Genomic DNA, 14,975 nt, shown 5'->3' on the forward strand with positions numbered 1-14,975 from the left:
ATACAAAAGGATGGAGTATGAAAAACTTAAAAGTAATAGTATCACTACTTTTAGCAGTTCTTATGTTTTCTGGATTTTGGTCTGGTAAGAGTGATAAAGAGATAAAAGCTGAGAATAACGAAGCTAGAAAAGAGAGACAAAAAACAAATAGTGAAACACTAAAGAAACTCTATAAGTATGCACCAGAATCAAAGAAAATGGTAGCAAACTCTTATGGTTATGCAACTTTTGCGAACGTTGGTGTTAACCTTATTATACTATCTGCAGAGGGTGGTAAAGGAATGGCTCATAACAACAAAACTGGTAAAAATATATATATGAATATGGGTTCTGGTGGTGTTGGTTTTGGGCTTGGAGTTAAAGACTTTAGAGCAATATTTTTGTTTGAAAACAAAAAAGTTTTTGATAGCTTTGTTAACCATGGATGGGAGGCCAATGCCCAGGCAGATGCAGCTGCTAAAGCTGGAAAACATGGAGGAGCACTAAATGCGGCTATAACTGTTGCACCTGGTATTAGATTATATAAACTAACAGAAAATGGTCTTGCAATTCAAGCGACTATACAAGGTACAAAATACTGGAAAGATGGAGATTTAAATTAATATATAATTTAACCTTTACTGAAGTATTAATTGTTTAAAATCATTCTATCTTAAATTTAAAGGTATCACATGAAAAAAATATTAGTAAGTGCAGTAGCTGTTTTAGCTCTAACTACATCAGCAATGGCAGGTGTTAACTCTCAAACTGGTTGTGGACTTGGTTCAATGATCATTAAAGATGATTCTTCTGCAATTATGTTAGCTTTACAAGCTACTACAAATGGTACTTCAGGTAACCAAACTTTTGGTATTACTTCTGGAACTTCTGGTTGTAGTAAAACTAAGTTTGTTATGAATGAAAGAGCACAAGAATTTGTTGCATCAAACATGGATATTCTTGCAAAAGAGATCGCTGTTGGTCACGGTGAATCTATTGACACACTTGCCGAGCTTTTACAAGTTGAAGATACAGCTTCATTTTCAGCTTCACTTCAGTCAAACTATAACAGCATCTACACTTCAAAAAGTGTTAAAATGGCTGATGTACTTGACAACATCTCTACAACTTCTCTATAAGTATTAGAATAAATTAAACGAGTTTTTCTCGTTTAATTTATTACTTATCATCTCAGGAATTTCTTATCATTAAAAAAATACTTTTTACTCTCATTTTTTGCATCAGTTTAACTCAGGCTTCTGTTGAGATTTACCAAAACAAAGCAGATGACTTAAACCTATCAAGTCAAAGATACTGGCACCTACTGCTTCACATGGATAATGAAGTAAGTGAAATAGATGATAGTAGGTTCTTCTTATCAAAGAAAGGAAAAACTAATGCCAAAGATGAGTTACACGCTACACTGGAAGCTCTTTTAAATGAAAAAAGATTTGACGACAACTCTACTGCCTGTAGATTTCCTGCTAGGAAATCATGGTTAAAAGATCAATTAAACATTACGGACTTTCCACAAGTCTCATGTACAGAGTATGATAAAATTTTAAAAAGATTAAATCCCAAGTCGGCTACCTTAGTCTTTCCATCAGCTCATATTAACTCACCAGCTTCTATGTTTGGACACACTTTTTTACGCATCAACTCTGCTTATAAATCTAAACTTTTATCATATGCCATCAACTATGCTGCGGATGCAAACCCTGATACAGAAAATGGCGTTATTTTTGCTATAAAAGGTCTCTTTGGAGGCTACTATGGAAAGTACTCACTTCTACCTTACTATGAAAAATTAAAAGAGTATAGAGATACAGAACAAAGGGATATATGGGAGTATGATCTGAACCTAAATGAAGAAGAAGTACAAAAGATGGTAGAGCATATGTGGGAGCTAAATGGAACTCACTCTAACTACTACTTCTTCACTGAGAACTGTTCGTACAACATGTTATGGTTTATCGAAATAGCAAGACCGTCAGTACATTTAAGAGAATATTTCAACTATCAAGTAATCCCTCTTGAGACTGCACATGCCTCCTTAAGCGAAAATTTAATCAAAGAAGAGCACTATAGAGCTTCAAAAAGAACTATTCTACTAAAGTATGAATCTCTTCTAAAGCCAAAAAATCTCTCTCTACCAAGAAAACTTGTTAACTCAGAAATAAGTATAGAAGAGATTATAAAAGATAATTCTATATCAACTCAACAAAAAATGTATATTTTAGAGTCATCTATAGAATTTTTAGAATATTCATTTAGCAAAAATGATATGAATAAACAACTCTATCTTGAACAGTTTCATAATATAACAAAAGCGAGAGCTGCACTTGGTAAAGGTAATAAAATAAATATTGCTATTCCAGCTAATCCTATCAATAGTCATAGAGGTGTAAGAGCAACAGCTGGTTTTGGATCTAGAGATAATGAAGCAATTGGCTTTCTTGGTATTAGACCTGCGTACCATAGTTTAGAAGATAGCAACTATGGCTTCTTGAGAGGCACCGAGATAGAATTTATGGATGTTCTGCTTTCTTATAGTGATAAAAAAACAGAAGTTGAGAATGCAACTATCATATCAATAGTATCTATTGCTCAAAGAAGTGAATTTTTTGACAGTTTTTCTTGGAGAACAAAGTTTGGCTGGGACAAAAACTTTATAGATGATAAAACTAACTTTATATCTACTTTAGGAGCAGGTTATAGCTGGGGAAATGAACTGGCATTTACATATATAATGATTGACCCACTTTTTTACTACGGAGATAAATTCACTTCAGCTGTTGGCGGAAGTATAGGAGTAGTTTTCGATAAATACAAATATATGAGTACAAATATTGAAGCAACTCGAAGAGTTTATGACACTGGTGATGCACATAACTTAGTAAAAGCGATACAGAGTTTTAGACTCTCTCAAAATATTCAACTAAAATTTAAATATGACTATAAAGAAAGATACAAATTAAACAAGAAGGAAGGTGAAGAGACTTATCAAGCGTCTCTGTCTTATTACTTTTAATCTTTAGCCTTGTCTTTTCCATCTTCAAAAACTTTTGATATATCACTTGTTACGCTGTCAACACCTTCGTTAAATTCTTTTGCAGAACATCCGTTAAAAAGGAGTATTGCAAATATACTAACTATTATAAATTTTATCATTATAATTTTCCTATCTTAAGTTAAATATGTATCCATCAGATACTTTTTTCATATTGTATTTGTATTGACCATCAAGCTCGATAACAGCTCTGTAATAACCAGAATGATTGCCTACTCTTACCTTACAGAAAACTCCATCTTTATTCTCTTTGATATAACTCTTTAAGCTTGTATCTCTTTTAAAATCAACTACTATTCTGTGTGGATTTACAAGCAAAAAATTTCTTATTATTTTGTCATCAGTTACAATTTTCAAAGTTTTTTCTAAAAATAAAAACTTTGCATGTTTTACTGACGCTATCTCTTTATATTTTATCCCTTTATTTTTTGCAGGAAACTTAGTTACTTCTTTAGATTCTGTCTTCGTATCAGTTTCAGAATAGCTTTGAGATATAAAAACAGGTAAATGCCAATCTATAGAGTTATCAAGATCTATGCTCTTTTTTTCAATAGAAGCATCTAAGTTTTCATATTCAATGGTTACTTTTTTGATTATTCTCGCAGATGATGGAAGAGTTATAGATGAGCGTTTAAGCGGTTTGGCTGACTTTACCTGATTTGAAGTGTAAGGGATGTCTTTTTCACCTTTTGAAGGGAAAAATGGATTTTCTCGAGCGTCTAAAGTTATCAATAAAAAAAGTGATGTAAATATAACTCTAATCAAAACTACCCCTGAATTAATTTATAAGTATTATAACAAGTTATTGAGCAGAAATCTCTTTGAGTTCAAAATACTCTCTTTGAAGCTCTGCATTTTCATTTTTGAGTCTATGAACTTCATCCTGTAAATAGTTTTCATAATCTTGAAGCCCAAATAGGACTTCTAAAGAGTTTGTTCCATATAAAAGGACACCTAGATAAATTCCAAGTGCTAAAACGACTAACAACAGACTTAAGAACTTCGCTAAAGAGAGTCCCAAGTATCTTTGAGTAATACTTTGGGAGTTATCTATATCTTCATAGAGTTCTTCTTGATTCATAAGAATATCTTAGTTAAAAAGCGTAGAACCTAAATACTCACCATATACAACTTCGTTTTCTATCTCTAAAAGGCGGTTGTATTTAGCAGTTCTCTCGCCGCGGGCAGTTGAACCAGTTTTAATCTGACCACAGTTAAGTGCTACAGCAAAGTCTGCAATGAAAGCATCTTCACTCTCACCTGAACGGTGACTCATAACACAAGTATAGCCATTTCTCTGAGCAAGACGAACAGTTAGCATAGTCTCAGAAACTGAACCTATTTGGTTTGGCTTAATAAGAATAGAGTTTGCAATACCTTCGTTGATACCTCTTGCTAGGATGTTGGCATTTGTAACAAAAAGGTCATCACCAACAATTTGAATTTTGTCACCAAGTTTCTCAGTCATTAGTTTGAAACCATCCCAATCATCTTCATTAAGACCATCTTCGATAGAAACTATAGGATATTTAGCACATAGATCAACATAGTAATCTACTAACTCTGCAGAAGTTACAGTGCGATTTTCAGACTCTAATCTATATCCACCATCTGTAATAATTTCAGAAGCAGCAACATCTAAAGCGATTGCAATTTGCTCACCAGCTTTGTATCCGGCTTTCTCGATTGCTTCCATGATTATTTGAATAGGCTCTTCATTTGAACTTAAATCTGGTGCAAAACCACCTTCATCACCTAGTGCAGTGTTATGCTTTTTAGCTTTTAAAATAGCTTTTAGATTGTGGTAAACTTCTGCAGAAGCACGAAGCCCTTCTGCAAAATCTGTAAAACCAACGGGAACAATCATGTACTCTTGGAAGTCAACTGAGTTATCAGCGTGTGAACCACCATTGATAATGTTTAACATTGGAGTAGGAATAGTCATAGCGTTAGCACCACCAAGGTAACGATAAAGTGGCATACCTAAACTTTTAGCAGCAGCACGAGCAACAGCCATAGAAACACCAAGAACTGCATTAGCTCCAAGGTTACCATAGTTTTCAGTTCCATCAAGTTCTTTCATTGTAGCATCGATTACAGCTTGATTAAAAGGAGATTGACCGATTAGTGCATCTGAGATTTGAGAATTTACATTTTCAACAGCCTGCAGTACACCCTTACCCATGTAACGATCGCCACCATCACGAAGCTCTAGTGCTTCACGCTTACCTGTACTAGCTCCAGAAGGTACGATTGCACTCTCAATTGTCCCATCACTTAACTCTACCGTCGCTTTAACCGTTGGGTTGCCACGAGAATCCATTACTTCAATCGCACTTACGTTTTCTATATACATTTATAATCCTATACATTACATATTATTGCCGCAATTTTATCTAAAATTAACTAAGATTAAAATTATCTATGATGTAAGCACTGCTTATAAGGATGTTTAGAGAGGATGGGGCGTTTCCAAGAATAACTTGGAAACATTAAAGGCATTAGAAAAGTTAGTTATACGTCTGTGTCTTCTATATCAGAAGTATCCATAATCATAACGTTACTTACGCCCATAGCTACTTTAATTTTTTCTTCTATTTCTGCTGCTAATTCAGGTTCATCTTTGAACTTAGCTTTAACATTTTCACGTCCCTGACCAAGTTTAGTCTCTTCGTAAGAGAACCAAGCTCCACTTTTGTCTATAATGTCCAGTTTAACACCATAGTCAACAAGCTCACCCTCTTTTGAGATTCCCTCTCCAAACATTATGTCAAACTCTGCTTGACGAAATGGCGGTGCAACTTTATTTTTAATAACTTTAGCTTTTACACGATTACCAATCTGGCTTTCACCCTGTTTAAGTGAAGCTATTCGTCTTACATCTATACGAACTGATGCATAAAATTTCAGTGCATTACCACCTGTTGTCGTCTCTGGTGACCCGTAACCCATCATGCCTATTTTCATACGAATCTGATTTATAAAAATTACAGTACAGTTCATTTTACTGATAACACCTGTTAGTTTACGAAGTGCCTTTGACATAAGACGAGCTTGTACTCCAACATTTTGATCAGACATCTCACCTTCAATCTCAGATTTTGGTGTCAAAGCTGCAACAGAATCAATAACAATCAGATCAATCGCACCACTTCTTGCAATAGTTTCAACGATATCTAAAGCTTGCTCACCGTAATCAGGTTGAGATACAAGTAGGTTTTCAACATCTACTCCGAGGTTTTTAGCATAAACAACATCAAGAGCATGTTCAGCATCTATAAAGGCACAAACGCCACCTTTTTTCTGACACTCTGCAGTTATTTGAAGTGCTAAAGTTGTTTTACCAGAACTCTCAGGTCCATATATCTCTACAACTCTTCCTTGAGGTACACCGCCTATACCAAGAGCTAAGTCAAGCCCAAGAGAACCTGTACTTATTGATTGGATTGGCTCAATATCTTTATCACCTAATCTCATTAAAGCACCCTTACCAAATGCTTTATCAATTTGCTTCATAGCTAAGTCTAATGATTTTTGTTTGTTCGCGTCCATCTTGGGCTCACTTATTTTAAATTTTCTTTTGAGTAATTATATGTAAATTTTAGATGCTTTATAAATAATATGGCAAATTGACATATTTTTGCAGTAAATATATTTTCTATTAAATATTCTATATATAAATTAGTGAGATTTTATCCCTTTTTGGCTAAAATCTTCTTTATGAAAAGAACTTTAATTGCACACTCCCCAGATGCTGATGATATCTTCATGTATTATGCCATCAAATTCGGTTGGGTAGATATGAAAAACACCCTATTTGATAATATTGCTAAAGATATACAGACATTAAATGAAGACGCTCTAAACGGTGTTTATGACATTGTTGCTATTAGTTTTGCACTCTATCCGCATATAAAAGAAGAGTACGCACCACTTAGAACTGCTGTTAGCTTTGGTGAAGGTTATGGTCCTAAACTCATTAAGAAAAAAGATGCGAAGCTAAAGAGAAATTTTAAAGTTGCACTTAGTGGAAAACATACTACAAATGCAATGCTGTTTCGCATAGCTTATCCGGATGCAAGAGTTACTTATATGAACTTTTTAGAGATTGAGCAGGCTGTGCTTGACGGTGTTGTAGATGCAGGTGTTCTGATTCATGAGAGCATTTTAACTTATGACAGTAAGCTTGAAGTTGAACGAGAGATGTGGGATATTTGGCAAGAGTTAGCAGGAGATGAACTTCCTCTACCTCTTGGAGGCATGGCGATTCGTCGTTCACTCCCACTAAACAAAGCTATAGATTACGAAAGAACTCTAACAAAAGCTGTACAAGTCGCAAGAGATCATAAAGATAGACTATCTAAAATGTTAATTGAGAGAGACCTTGTACGTATAGATGCACCAACGCTTGATAAGTACTTGGAACTTTATGCAAATGATGAATCGATAACACTCAGTGACATTCAATACAAAGCAATTGATAAACTATTTGAACTTGGCTATAAACACGGTTTCTATGACTCGCCGGTTAAGGTAGAAGACTATATGATTCCCACTGAATACGAAGAGATCAGGAACTCATAACATTATGGAAGCCAAACTAATAGCCCTTGGAGTTGAAACATTTAAAATCGCTCTTTTATTGGCACTGCCTGGTCTTTTAACAGGTATGTTTTTAGGTTTAGCTGTTAGTATTTTTCAGGCAACTACACAGATTAATGAGATGACTCTTTCATTTATTCCTAAAATCCTCGGTGTTGTTATAGTTATAATTCTTACTATGCCTTGGATGCTAAATTCTATGATAGATTTCGCAACAAACGTCTTCAATATGATGCCAGAATTTATAGAGTGATGAAAACAAAAAAAATAGACTTTTCAAAATTCTCTTCCATAAATATTGGAGATACTCTTGAAGTTTTTCTTTTAGAAGATCCAGACGACTTCACTTCTGATTACTATCTTATAGGTTCTTGCAACAATATTCTTATGGGGACACAACCTCCAAAACTAATGAAACTCTCAAAAAAATATGACTATATTAAGATAGAAGATAACAGTCTTAAAATCGGGGCTGCAACTCCATCAGGAAAGATAGCCTCCTTTTGTAAAAAGCACAATATAGCAAACTTTGAGTTTGTCTCGCATCTACCGGGAACTCTTGGTGGCTTAGTCTATATGAATGCCGGACTTAAAGAGTATGAAATATTTAATAACCTCATTAGAATCTCTACAACAAAAGGCATATTGAACAAGAACAATATAAGCTTTGGGTATAGATTTACAGATATTAAAGATCCGATTTTAGATGCTACCTTTACTCTTGAGTATGGTTTTGATGAAGAGAAAGTTGAACTTTTCAAAAAGATGCGTTCAAACCAACCAAGCACACCAAGTGCCGGAAGTTGTTTTAAGAACCCTCAAGGTGACTATGCCGGCAGACTTATAGAGGCTGTTGGACTAAAAGCAAAACGTGTAGGCGGCATGGAGTTTAGCAGTGAACATGCAAACTTTTTAGTCAACTGTGGCAATGGAGTTTTTGAAGATGCTATCACTCTTATAAAAGAAGCTCAAAAAAATGTTTTAGATAAGTTTGGCATCTTCCTTGAATGTGAAGTGATGATTTTAGATAAAAGATATATGAACCACTAGACGTTAAGATTACGTTAATACAGTAATCGTATAATTTAACTATAGACAACAAAAGGAGTTCAAGATGAAAACTTTACTAGTTGTAATACTAATAATTACGGGAACCTTAGCTCTAGGGCAAGGTAATGCGATGCCATCATATTCAGACTTTGATAAAGATGGTAATGGAAAAATAACTCAAAAAGAGTTTAAATATACTCAGCAAAAACGTATGGAAGAACAAGCCAAAACTGGCAGGATGATGCGTAATGCTGATAACGCACCTCAGTTTACAGACATAGATGCAAATGGAGATGGGAATATTGACAATCAAGAGTTTAAAACTCATCAGGCCAATCGCAGAGGTGGACGTGGACAAGGTATGGGTAGAGGACAAGGGAGGAACCGTTAAATGGACACTGACAAAATCGTTATGAAAAAGATTATCTCTTTAACACTCGCTTTTTCATTTCTTGTAATGAGTGTCACAGGGTTAATGCTATATATTGTCCCAAAGGGTAAGATTGCTTACTGGGCGAACTGGCAAATGTTTGGGCTAACTAAGACTCAATATGGTGATATTCACATAACTTCTATGATTCTTTTCTTAGTAGTGACTACTTGGCATATCTACTATAACTGGAAGCCGCTTATCAGCTATATAAAAGATAACACAAAGAAGATTACTATCTTTAAAAAAGAACTCTTAATCGCTCTTGGTTTGAATATACTTTTTGTTGCAGGGACACTAGGTGGCATCCAGCCATTTCAAAGCGTGTTAGATCTAAATGATAACATCAAGTCTTACTGGGAGAGAGAGTATGGCTCACCACCTTATGGTCATGCAGAAGAGTCATCTTTACAATCTTTTTCTAAACGTATAGGTGTAGACGCACAAAAAGCGCTGGAACTTTTAAAAGCAAATAATATCAACGTGGAGTCATCAAAACAGACACTACTGGATATTTCAAAACAAAATGGTATTGCTTCAAAAGTTATCTATGATATTATAAAACCTAAGCTGAGTTCAAAAAGTGATGACAAGGTTGATTTTTTAGGACGAAGAACTCTTGATGAACTGGCTGGGATGAATAAAATAAGTCTTGAGAAGTCTATAAAGTTTTTAGAGAAAAAGGGGGTTAAAGCTTCAGCTGATACAAGAATGAAAGAGGCAGCCACTGAACTTGAAATAACTCCATATCAACTCTACGAAAAATTGAGAACACTATAATTAAGAGGCTTTTTATAGCCCCTTAATCTAGCAATTCTTTCTAGAAACGAAGCATTAAGCCAGCGTAAACGCCTGAAAATTCAAGATCTACTTTTAAAGAACTATCATCTGCAAGATCAATTTTTTGAACTCTGTAACCAACTTCAATTGCCGGCTGAATCACAGGTATAAAATCCAAAGTATAATCAATTTTTGCACGAGCATCGTAAACTGTACTAGAACTGTATGTCACATATTTCACATCTGCTTCAATACCAATATTTGTTGCGGGAATCTCAACACGACCTCTAATATAAAGAAGAGGTAGAGCTATTGTTTCACTGCCATTATAACCTGTAAACGGAGTTTGTGGAGCTGCATTATATGTTGCTTCAACCACTTTAATATCTAAACCAAGATCAAGAGTAATCCATGCTGTATTATCTAGGATATTGTAGTATGGAATAATATCGTACTGCTTCATGTCATAAGCCATTGTAGTACTAACGCCGCCTATATTAAAATCTTTAAACTGACCAGTAGCAGTACCTTTATCTTCTAAAGCTACATATTCTAATCTAAGATTAGGAACAACCGGAACAGGATGTTTTATTAGTGCCCATACATAAAGTTGAGAAACATCTTTTTCACTCGATGTATATGCACCATTTGCTCCATTATCGGTGTAGCTAATTTTTCCACTAGATTTTTGTGCCCAAGCACCAACTCCCATCTCAACTCTTGCTATATCTGCACTAGCTACTGTTGCCATAAGACCTGCACAAGTCAAGGCTGTAAAAATTTTTTTCATTAAAATCTCCAATGTTGTTTAATACAATTATATCAGAGTCTGTTAGTGGTAAACTTAAAGGGGTAAATATTAGGGCCGAAGCCCTAAAAAAGGAGGAAGAATAAAATGAGTTATCGGCTCACTTCACTTTGGCACCATAGGCGCCAAAAGCTACTACAGGGGAAGAAAAGTAGCTTTTGAAAATTATCTAAATTGTCTCAGGAGTGTTAATTATAGTGCAGCTTTTGCAGCAGCGATAGCTTCTTCGTAGTTAGGCTCAGTTGTAATTTCTGGAACAACTTGCTTATAAGAAACTTTTCCATCTTTACCAATTACAAAAATAACTCTTGCAGTGATACCAGCTAAAGGACCGTCAGCTAAAAGTACACCATAAGCGTTAGCGAAATCTTTGTTTCTGAAGTCTGAACAAACTTTTAAGTTTTCAATTCCAGCTGCTCCACACCATCTAGCTGATGCAAATGGTAAATCCATAGAAACAGTAATAACTTCAACACCTTCTAAAGATGCTGCTTCAGTGTTAAATCTTCTTGTTTCAGCGTCACAAACACCTGTATCTAAAGATGGTACTGCTACTACTAATTGAACTTTACCTTCTCCACCAATTTGCTCATCTTGAAGCATTGGATCACAGTTTACTACTGTTGTTACTGGTGCTGTATCACCTACATTGATTTCGTTACCTGCTAAATTACACACGATGTCATTTTTGAATGTTACTGTTGCCATTTTGGCTCCTTTTATTTTATTAAAGTTTTATTTTTTACTTTATTACTTCAGGGTTTCTGAGTAAAAAGTTAATCACGTTTTCGTGATTTATTAATTGGACGAGAGAATTATAAGTTAAATCGGATAAAAATACTCTTATTTAGATTAATTGTGTTTTTATCTAAGTTTTACTTAAGATTTCACTATGTCTTAACCTACTATTCGCATAAAAGAGACTAGCTCAACTAAACAAGCCTGCGCTATTTAGTGTTTAGTATTATATACTACTTTTGGGAGAGATATCTAAACCATCTAAAGAACTAAATATTTCTTTCTCGTACATCTCTACTGCTACTCTGCCTATCATCGCTGCATTGTCTGAACAGTATTTGAGTTCACTAAGAAGTAGATCTGCTCCATGAGGTTTTAGGAGTTCTTCAATTTGTGAGCGTAGATAAAGGTTAGCACTAGCTCCACCAACAATAGCAAAAGTTTTAGGACGTACATTTTTAAAATACTTCTTTAGTTTCTGTGTAAGGTGTGCAGTTGCAATATGCTCAAATGAAGCAGCTATATCCTTATAGTCCTCTTCGCTACCTTGTTCTACCGCAAGTCTTACCGCATTTTTTAATCCTGAATATGAGAAAGCTATTAGTGGTGACTGTGATAGAGGAATAGTAAAGTTATATTTCTTTCTATCACCATCTTTTGCCAACTCTTGAATAAGCGGTCCGCCAGGATAACCGAGTCCCATCATCTTGGCAACTTTGTCAAAGCTCTCACCAAAACTGTCATCCATACTTTTAGCTACTGTTTCTATCTGCTCTAAGGATTTCACTTCCATTACCTGAGTATGTCCGCCTGATACTAAAAGAACCGTTATGGGGAACTTAGTAGGTTTATCTATAAAAAGAGAGTATATATGTCCGACAAGATGATTCACGCCTATAAGAGGGATGCCAAGTGCAACGGAGACTGCCTTTGCCATAGTCACACCTTCTACAAGCGTTACAGCCAAACCGGGAGTTGATGTAACTGCAACGGCTTTTAAATCTTTAAAGTATGGCTCACACTCTGCTAGTATCTTTGGCAGTGCTTCTGCGTGAAGTCTAGCTGCAAGCTCAGGAACAACTCCACCATAGACAGAATGCTCCAACTCCTGAGATATTTTTTTATGAAAAAGAAGTTTTTTTGTTTTTATATCTGTAATCGCTATAGCACTATCATCACATGAACTTTCTATGCTAAGAATCATTTTTCTTGTTCCTCACGAAACTTTTTATCCCAAATAGCTAAGCCAATAGCAGCTATTACAAGTAGACCAAACATTATGCCCCAAGTTAGCAGATCGCCACCACTTGTAGCTTTATCTATCTGATCAGTCATTATGCTTTTCTCCCAAGTTTCTCACGTATCTCTGCATCTAGAGCAAAAACATCATCTATATTTGTTGGCATTTGCGTAAAGGTATCAAAAGCTTCTATAATAGTTTTGCTGATATCCATAAAACCTATCTCTTTATTTATGAACTTATCTATTGCGACTTCATTTGCAGCATTTACCACAACACCTCTAGCTGGATTTTTCAGTAATTCTTCTCTAATTGACCATACTGGATATCTATCAGTTGTTATTTCACGAAATTCTAAAGAGCCTACTTTTAACAAATCAACATGACCTAAAATATTTTCATTCATCTTTTCATCAAGAGCATAAGCAATTGGAAGCTGCATAGATGCATGAGCAAAATGTGCTGTAGTTGAACCATCTTTAAAATCTATCAGTGCATGTATAAGCGACTTGGTCTCTATAATTGCATCATACTCACCATCACCAAAAAGCCATCTAGCTTCTAAAAGTTCAAACATCTTATTTACCATAGTCGCACTATCTATAGTTATCTTTTGTCCCATCGACCAGTTTGGATGTTTTTGAGTGTCTGCTAAAGTGGCATTTTGAAGTCTAGCTATATCCCAATCACGGAAAGCTCCACCAGAAGCTGTGATTATCATCTTCTCAACCGGTCTGTCCTGCATTAAATACCAAAGACCGAAGTGTTCACTGTCTATAGGCTGAATTTTGTTGACATCAATAAAGTCTCCACATGCAACAAGAGACTCTTTGTTTGCAAGAGCTACTTTTTTGCCAGATGCCAAAGATGTGAGAGTTGGACGAAGACCTAAAAAACCCACAAGAGCATTAACAACTAACTCAGATTCTGAATCTTGGATTACTTTTAAAATTGCGTCTGAGCCTGAAAATACATTTGAGTGATTTACTTTATGTTTGTCTCCAGCATCTGCAATGACAACGACTTTAGGAGAGTGTTCTGAAATCTGTTTGTTTAAAAGTTCTATATTTTTTCCGCAGACTAAAACTTCAACATCTATGTTAAACTTTTTAGCTACTTCGAGTGTATTTACACCTATAGAACCTGTAGAGCCGAGGAGTACCACTCTAGACAAGTCCTCTCAGGAGTACAAGCATAACAATAGCACCAAATAGGTATCCATCTATTCTGTCAAGTGCACCACCGTGACCTGGAAGTATATCTCCACTGTCTTTTACACCGGCAGCTCTTTTAAGAGAACTCTCAAACAGATCACCAAAAATAGAACTTACTGCAACCATAAAAGAGATGATAAAAGCAACACCTAAATCAACTATACTAAGACCTACAAACATACCCGAGAAAGTCGCAACAACTATACCGCCTACAACACCTTCCATAGTCTTGTTTGGGCTAGTTTCACAAAAAGGTGTTTTACCGATGCTCTTACCTACTGCATATGCACCGACATCAGTCATTGCTACAACAACTAAAAGCCACAAGAGAGATAACACTCCATACTCTTGGTACATTGTAAATATAAACAGCATTCCGGCTGTTGGGTAAATAAAAGGGAAAAAGTTGTTCCATGTAAGTTCTTTGTTAAAAGCTACAGCACTTGCATAAGCAACACCGGCTAAAACAAAAAGATCATCACCATAAGGGTAAACACCGGCAAGAAGCCAGATACCTAAGGCGTATATAGTAAGAGAGTCATTTTCTATCTCAAAAAGCTTTACCGCTTCTTTAAATGCTACAAGATAGACAGCACCAAGAACTGCCCACATTAGAAAAAAATTATCAATAAAACCTATAATTAAAACGACTGCTACTAGAGCAAGACCCGTAACAGTTCTTTCTTTACTTGAGTTAAGAGCTTTTAAAAATCCCATGAGTTTCCTTTTGGAAGATTATACCAAATCAGACTTTAATATCTAGTTTGTGTATAGGAAACTCACTCGCTTTTTTCTCTTCTTTGTCTTCATGCTCTTCATGTTCACTTCTGGCAGTCTCTTGATCGGCTTCATTTTTTTGATGTTCACGATCTGGGTCTACTTCTTGGTTTTCTTCAGTCGGACGAACTTCCAAAACCTTTTCATCTTTTTCATTTGCAGCTGCCTGCGCTACCATATTTTGAAAATCTACACGATTATTATGTGCATTTTGCACAGAGGACGCATTAGCAGTCATCTGATTTACAAAAACTGCATTTCCAATTGCTCCGATAGCCATGTCACCC

20 protein-coding genes are annotated in these 14,975 nt (G+C 35.4%); 8 read left to right on the forward strand and 12 right to left on the reverse strand.

Annotation, left to right across the window (positions count from 1 at the left end; genetic code table 11):
• Positions 1-17: 17 nt before the first annotated feature.
• The 3 genes from ABZC13_RS05455 (at position 18) to ABZC13_RS05465 (ending at position 3,010) form a co-directional block, all read left to right on the forward strand.
• Complete coding sequence (locus ABZC13_RS05455; RefSeq protein ID WP_373001128.1) at positions 18-602, forward strand: hypothetical protein; 585 nt, start codon at positions 18-20, stop codon at positions 600-602.
• A 69-nt stretch (positions 603-671) separates the two neighbouring features.
• Positions 672-1,118 carry a DUF3015 family protein gene (locus ABZC13_RS05460; RefSeq protein WP_373001130.1) on the forward strand — a complete coding sequence of 149 codons (447 nt, stop codon included), beginning with the start codon at positions 672-674 and terminating at the stop codon, positions 1,116-1,118.
• Between the two features lie 194 nt (positions 1,119-1,312).
• Positions 1,313-3,010, forward strand: a complete 1,698-nt coding sequence (locus ABZC13_RS05465) for a DUF4105 domain-containing protein (protein WP_373001132.1) — start codon at positions 1,313-1,315, stop codon at positions 3,008-3,010.
• Here ABZC13_RS05465 and ABZC13_RS05470 read toward each other — a convergent pair.
• The 5 genes from ABZC13_RS05470 to recA form a co-directional block, all read right to left on the reverse strand.
• Positions 3,007-3,150: a hypothetical protein gene (locus ABZC13_RS05470; protein WP_373001134.1), complete on the reverse strand. Its 144-nt coding sequence runs from the start codon at positions 3,148-3,150 to the stop codon at positions 3,007-3,009. The two genes, ABZC13_RS05465 and ABZC13_RS05470, sit on opposite strands and share 4 nt — an antisense overlap.
• A 10-nt stretch (positions 3,151-3,160) precedes the next feature.
• On the reverse strand, positions 3,161-3,814 hold the full coding sequence (locus tag ABZC13_RS05475) for an AMIN domain-containing protein (protein ID WP_373001136.1): 654 nt from the start codon (positions 3,812-3,814) through the stop codon (positions 3,161-3,163).
• 37 nt (positions 3,815-3,851) lie between these two features.
• Entirely contained in the window at positions 3,852-4,130 is a 279-nt protein-coding gene (locus ABZC13_RS05480; RefSeq protein ID WP_373001138.1) for a hypothetical protein, read from the reverse strand.
• Between the two features lie 9 nt (positions 4,131-4,139).
• Positions 4,140-5,405: a phosphopyruvate hydratase gene (eno, locus tag ABZC13_RS05485; protein ID WP_373001140.1), complete on the reverse strand. Its 1,266-nt coding sequence runs from the start codon at positions 5,403-5,405 to the stop codon at positions 4,140-4,142.
• A 158-nt stretch (positions 5,406-5,563) separates the two neighbouring features.
• Positions 5,564-6,601, reverse strand: a complete 1,038-nt coding sequence (recA, locus tag ABZC13_RS05490) for a recombinase RecA (protein ID WP_373001142.1) — start codon at positions 6,599-6,601, stop codon at positions 5,564-5,566.
• Positions 6,602-6,769: 168 nt separating this feature from the next.
• Between recA and ABZC13_RS05495 the strand changes: the two genes are divergently transcribed.
• From ABZC13_RS05495 to ABZC13_RS05515, 5 genes are all read left to right on the forward strand, one after another.
• Complete coding sequence (locus tag ABZC13_RS05495; RefSeq protein WP_373001144.1) at positions 6,770-7,633, forward strand: menaquinone biosynthesis family protein; 864 nt, start codon at positions 6,770-6,772, stop codon at positions 7,631-7,633.
• A gap of 4 nt (positions 7,634-7,637) precedes the next feature.
• Positions 7,638-7,904: a flagellar biosynthesis protein FliQ gene (gene fliQ, locus ABZC13_RS05500; protein WP_373001146.1), complete on the forward strand. Its 267-nt coding sequence runs from the start codon at positions 7,638-7,640 to the stop codon at positions 7,902-7,904.
• Positions 7,904-8,701 carry a UDP-N-acetylmuramate dehydrogenase gene (locus ABZC13_RS05505; RefSeq protein WP_373001148.1) on the forward strand — a complete coding sequence of 266 codons (798 nt, stop codon included), beginning with the start codon at positions 7,904-7,906 and terminating at the stop codon, positions 8,699-8,701. Before fliQ ends, ABZC13_RS05505 begins: the two co-directional genes overlap by 1 nt.
• Positions 8,702-8,765: 64 nt before the next feature.
• Positions 8,766-9,092: a hypothetical protein gene (locus ABZC13_RS05510; RefSeq protein WP_373001150.1), complete on the forward strand. Its 327-nt coding sequence runs from the start codon at positions 8,766-8,768 to the stop codon at positions 9,090-9,092.
• Positions 9,093-9,911 (forward strand): DUF4405 domain-containing protein, encoded by an 819-nt coding sequence (locus ABZC13_RS05515; protein ID WP_373001151.1) that lies wholly within the window; start codon positions 9,093-9,095, stop codon positions 9,909-9,911. It abuts the gene before it with no gap.
• Between the two features lie 40 nt (positions 9,912-9,951).
• Here ABZC13_RS05515 and ABZC13_RS05520 read toward each other — a convergent pair whose 3' ends face one another.
• The 7 genes from ABZC13_RS05520 to ABZC13_RS05550 all read right to left on the reverse strand — a co-directional run bounded on the left by ABZC13_RS05520 (position 9,952) and on the right by ABZC13_RS05550 (position 14,968).
• On the reverse strand, positions 9,952-10,701 hold the full coding sequence (locus tag ABZC13_RS05520) for a TIGR04219 family outer membrane beta-barrel protein (protein ID WP_373001153.1): 750 nt from the start codon (positions 10,699-10,701) through the stop codon (positions 9,952-9,954).
• A gap of 210 nt (positions 10,702-10,911) precedes the next feature.
• Positions 10,912-11,427 (reverse strand): thiol peroxidase, encoded by a 516-nt coding sequence (gene tpx, locus ABZC13_RS05525; protein ID WP_373001155.1) that lies wholly within the window; start codon positions 11,425-11,427, stop codon positions 10,912-10,914.
• 256 nt (positions 11,428-11,683) lie between these two features.
• Positions 11,684-12,661: a tRNA (adenosine(37)-N6)-threonylcarbamoyltransferase complex transferase subunit TsaD gene (gene tsaD / locus ABZC13_RS05530; protein WP_373001157.1), complete on the reverse strand. Its 978-nt coding sequence runs from the start codon at positions 12,659-12,661 to the stop codon at positions 11,684-11,686.
• The gene (locus tag ABZC13_RS05535) at positions 12,658-12,792 is read right to left on the reverse strand and encodes a hypothetical protein (protein ID WP_373001159.1); all 135 of its coding nucleotides are present in this window, start codon (positions 12,790-12,792) and stop codon (positions 12,658-12,660) included. Before ABZC13_RS05535 ends, tsaD begins: the two co-directional genes overlap by 4 nt.
• Positions 12,792-13,862 carry a 1-deoxy-D-xylulose-5-phosphate reductoisomerase gene (dxr, locus tag ABZC13_RS05540; protein WP_373001161.1) on the reverse strand — a complete coding sequence of 357 codons (1,071 nt, stop codon included), beginning with the start codon at positions 13,860-13,862 and terminating at the stop codon, positions 12,792-12,794. The genes ABZC13_RS05535 and dxr overlap by 1 nt, the downstream gene beginning before the upstream one ends.
• Before the next feature lies 1 nt (position 13,863).
• Positions 13,864-14,628, reverse strand: a complete 765-nt coding sequence (locus tag ABZC13_RS05545; RefSeq protein WP_373001163.1) for a phosphatidate cytidylyltransferase — start codon at positions 14,626-14,628, stop codon at positions 13,864-13,866.
• Between the two features lie 28 nt (positions 14,629-14,656).
• Complete coding sequence (locus ABZC13_RS05550) at positions 14,657-14,968, reverse strand: hypothetical protein (protein WP_373001165.1); 312 nt, start codon at positions 14,966-14,968, stop codon at positions 14,657-14,659.
• Between the last annotated feature and the right edge of the window lie 7 nt (positions 14,969-14,975).

This window comes from Sulfurimonas sp., assembly GCF_041563035.1.
Classification (GTDB): Bacteria; Campylobacterota; Campylobacteria; order Campylobacterales; family Sulfurimonadaceae; genus Sulfurimonas.

What these genes read in the sequence shown, in the direction of transcription:
- ABZC13_RS05480 (WP_373001138.1), bottom strand. Translation starts at nt 4,130, where the DNA reads ATGAATCAAGAAGAACTCTATGAAGATATAGATAACTCCCAAAGTATT.
- fliQ (WP_373001146.1), top strand. Translation starts at nt 7,638, where the DNA reads ATGGAAGCCAAACTAATAGCCCTTGGAGTTGAAACATTTAAAATCGCT.
- recA (WP_373001142.1), bottom strand. Translation starts at nt 6,601, where the DNA reads ATGGACGCGAACAAACAAAAATCATTAGACTTAGCTATGAAGCAAATT.
- ABZC13_RS05535 (WP_373001159.1), bottom strand. Translation starts at nt 12,792, where the DNA reads ATGACTGATCAGATAGATAAAGCTACAAGTGGTGGCGATCTGCTAACT.
- ABZC13_RS05465 (WP_373001132.1), top strand. Translation starts at nt 1,313, where the DNA reads ATGGATAATGAAGTAAGTGAAATAGATGATAGTAGGTTCTTCTTATCA.
- ABZC13_RS05505 (WP_373001148.1), top strand. Translation starts at nt 7,904, where the DNA reads ATGAAAACAAAAAAAATAGACTTTTCAAAATTCTCTTCCATAAATATT.
- ABZC13_RS05520 (WP_373001153.1), bottom strand. Translation starts at nt 10,701, where the DNA reads ATGAAAAAAATTTTTACAGCCTTGACTTGTGCAGGTCTTATGGCAACA.
- ABZC13_RS05460 (WP_373001130.1), top strand. Translation starts at nt 672, where the DNA reads ATGAAAAAAATATTAGTAAGTGCAGTAGCTGTTTTAGCTCTAACTACA.
- ABZC13_RS05455 (WP_373001128.1), top strand. Translation starts at nt 18, where the DNA reads ATGAAAAACTTAAAAGTAATAGTATCACTACTTTTAGCAGTTCTTATG.
- ABZC13_RS05515 (WP_373001151.1), top strand. Translation starts at nt 9,093, where the DNA reads ATGGACACTGACAAAATCGTTATGAAAAAGATTATCTCTTTAACACTC.
- ABZC13_RS05510 (WP_373001150.1), top strand. Translation starts at nt 8,766, where the DNA reads ATGAAAACTTTACTAGTTGTAATACTAATAATTACGGGAACCTTAGCT.
- ABZC13_RS05550 (WP_373001165.1), bottom strand. Translation starts at nt 14,968, where the DNA reads ATGGCTATCGGAGCAATTGGAAATGCAGTTTTTGTAAATCAGATGACT.
- ABZC13_RS05495 (WP_373001144.1), top strand. Translation starts at nt 6,770, where the DNA reads ATGAAAAGAACTTTAATTGCACACTCCCCAGATGCTGATGATATCTTC.
- ABZC13_RS05470 (WP_373001134.1), bottom strand. Translation starts at nt 3,150, where the DNA reads ATGATAAAATTTATAATAGTTAGTATATTTGCAATACTCCTTTTTAAC.
- tsaD (WP_373001157.1), bottom strand. Translation starts at nt 12,661, where the DNA reads ATGATTCTTAGCATAGAAAGTTCATGTGATGATAGTGCTATAGCGATT.
- eno (WP_373001140.1), bottom strand. Translation starts at nt 5,405, where the DNA reads ATGTATATAGAAAACGTAAGTGCGATTGAAGTAATGGATTCTCGTGGC.
- ABZC13_RS05545 (WP_373001163.1), bottom strand. Translation starts at nt 14,628, where the DNA reads ATGGGATTTTTAAAAGCTCTTAACTCAAGTAAAGAAAGAACTGTTACG.
- tpx (WP_373001155.1), bottom strand. Translation starts at nt 11,427, where the DNA reads ATGGCAACAGTAACATTCAAAAATGACATCGTGTGTAATTTAGCAGGT.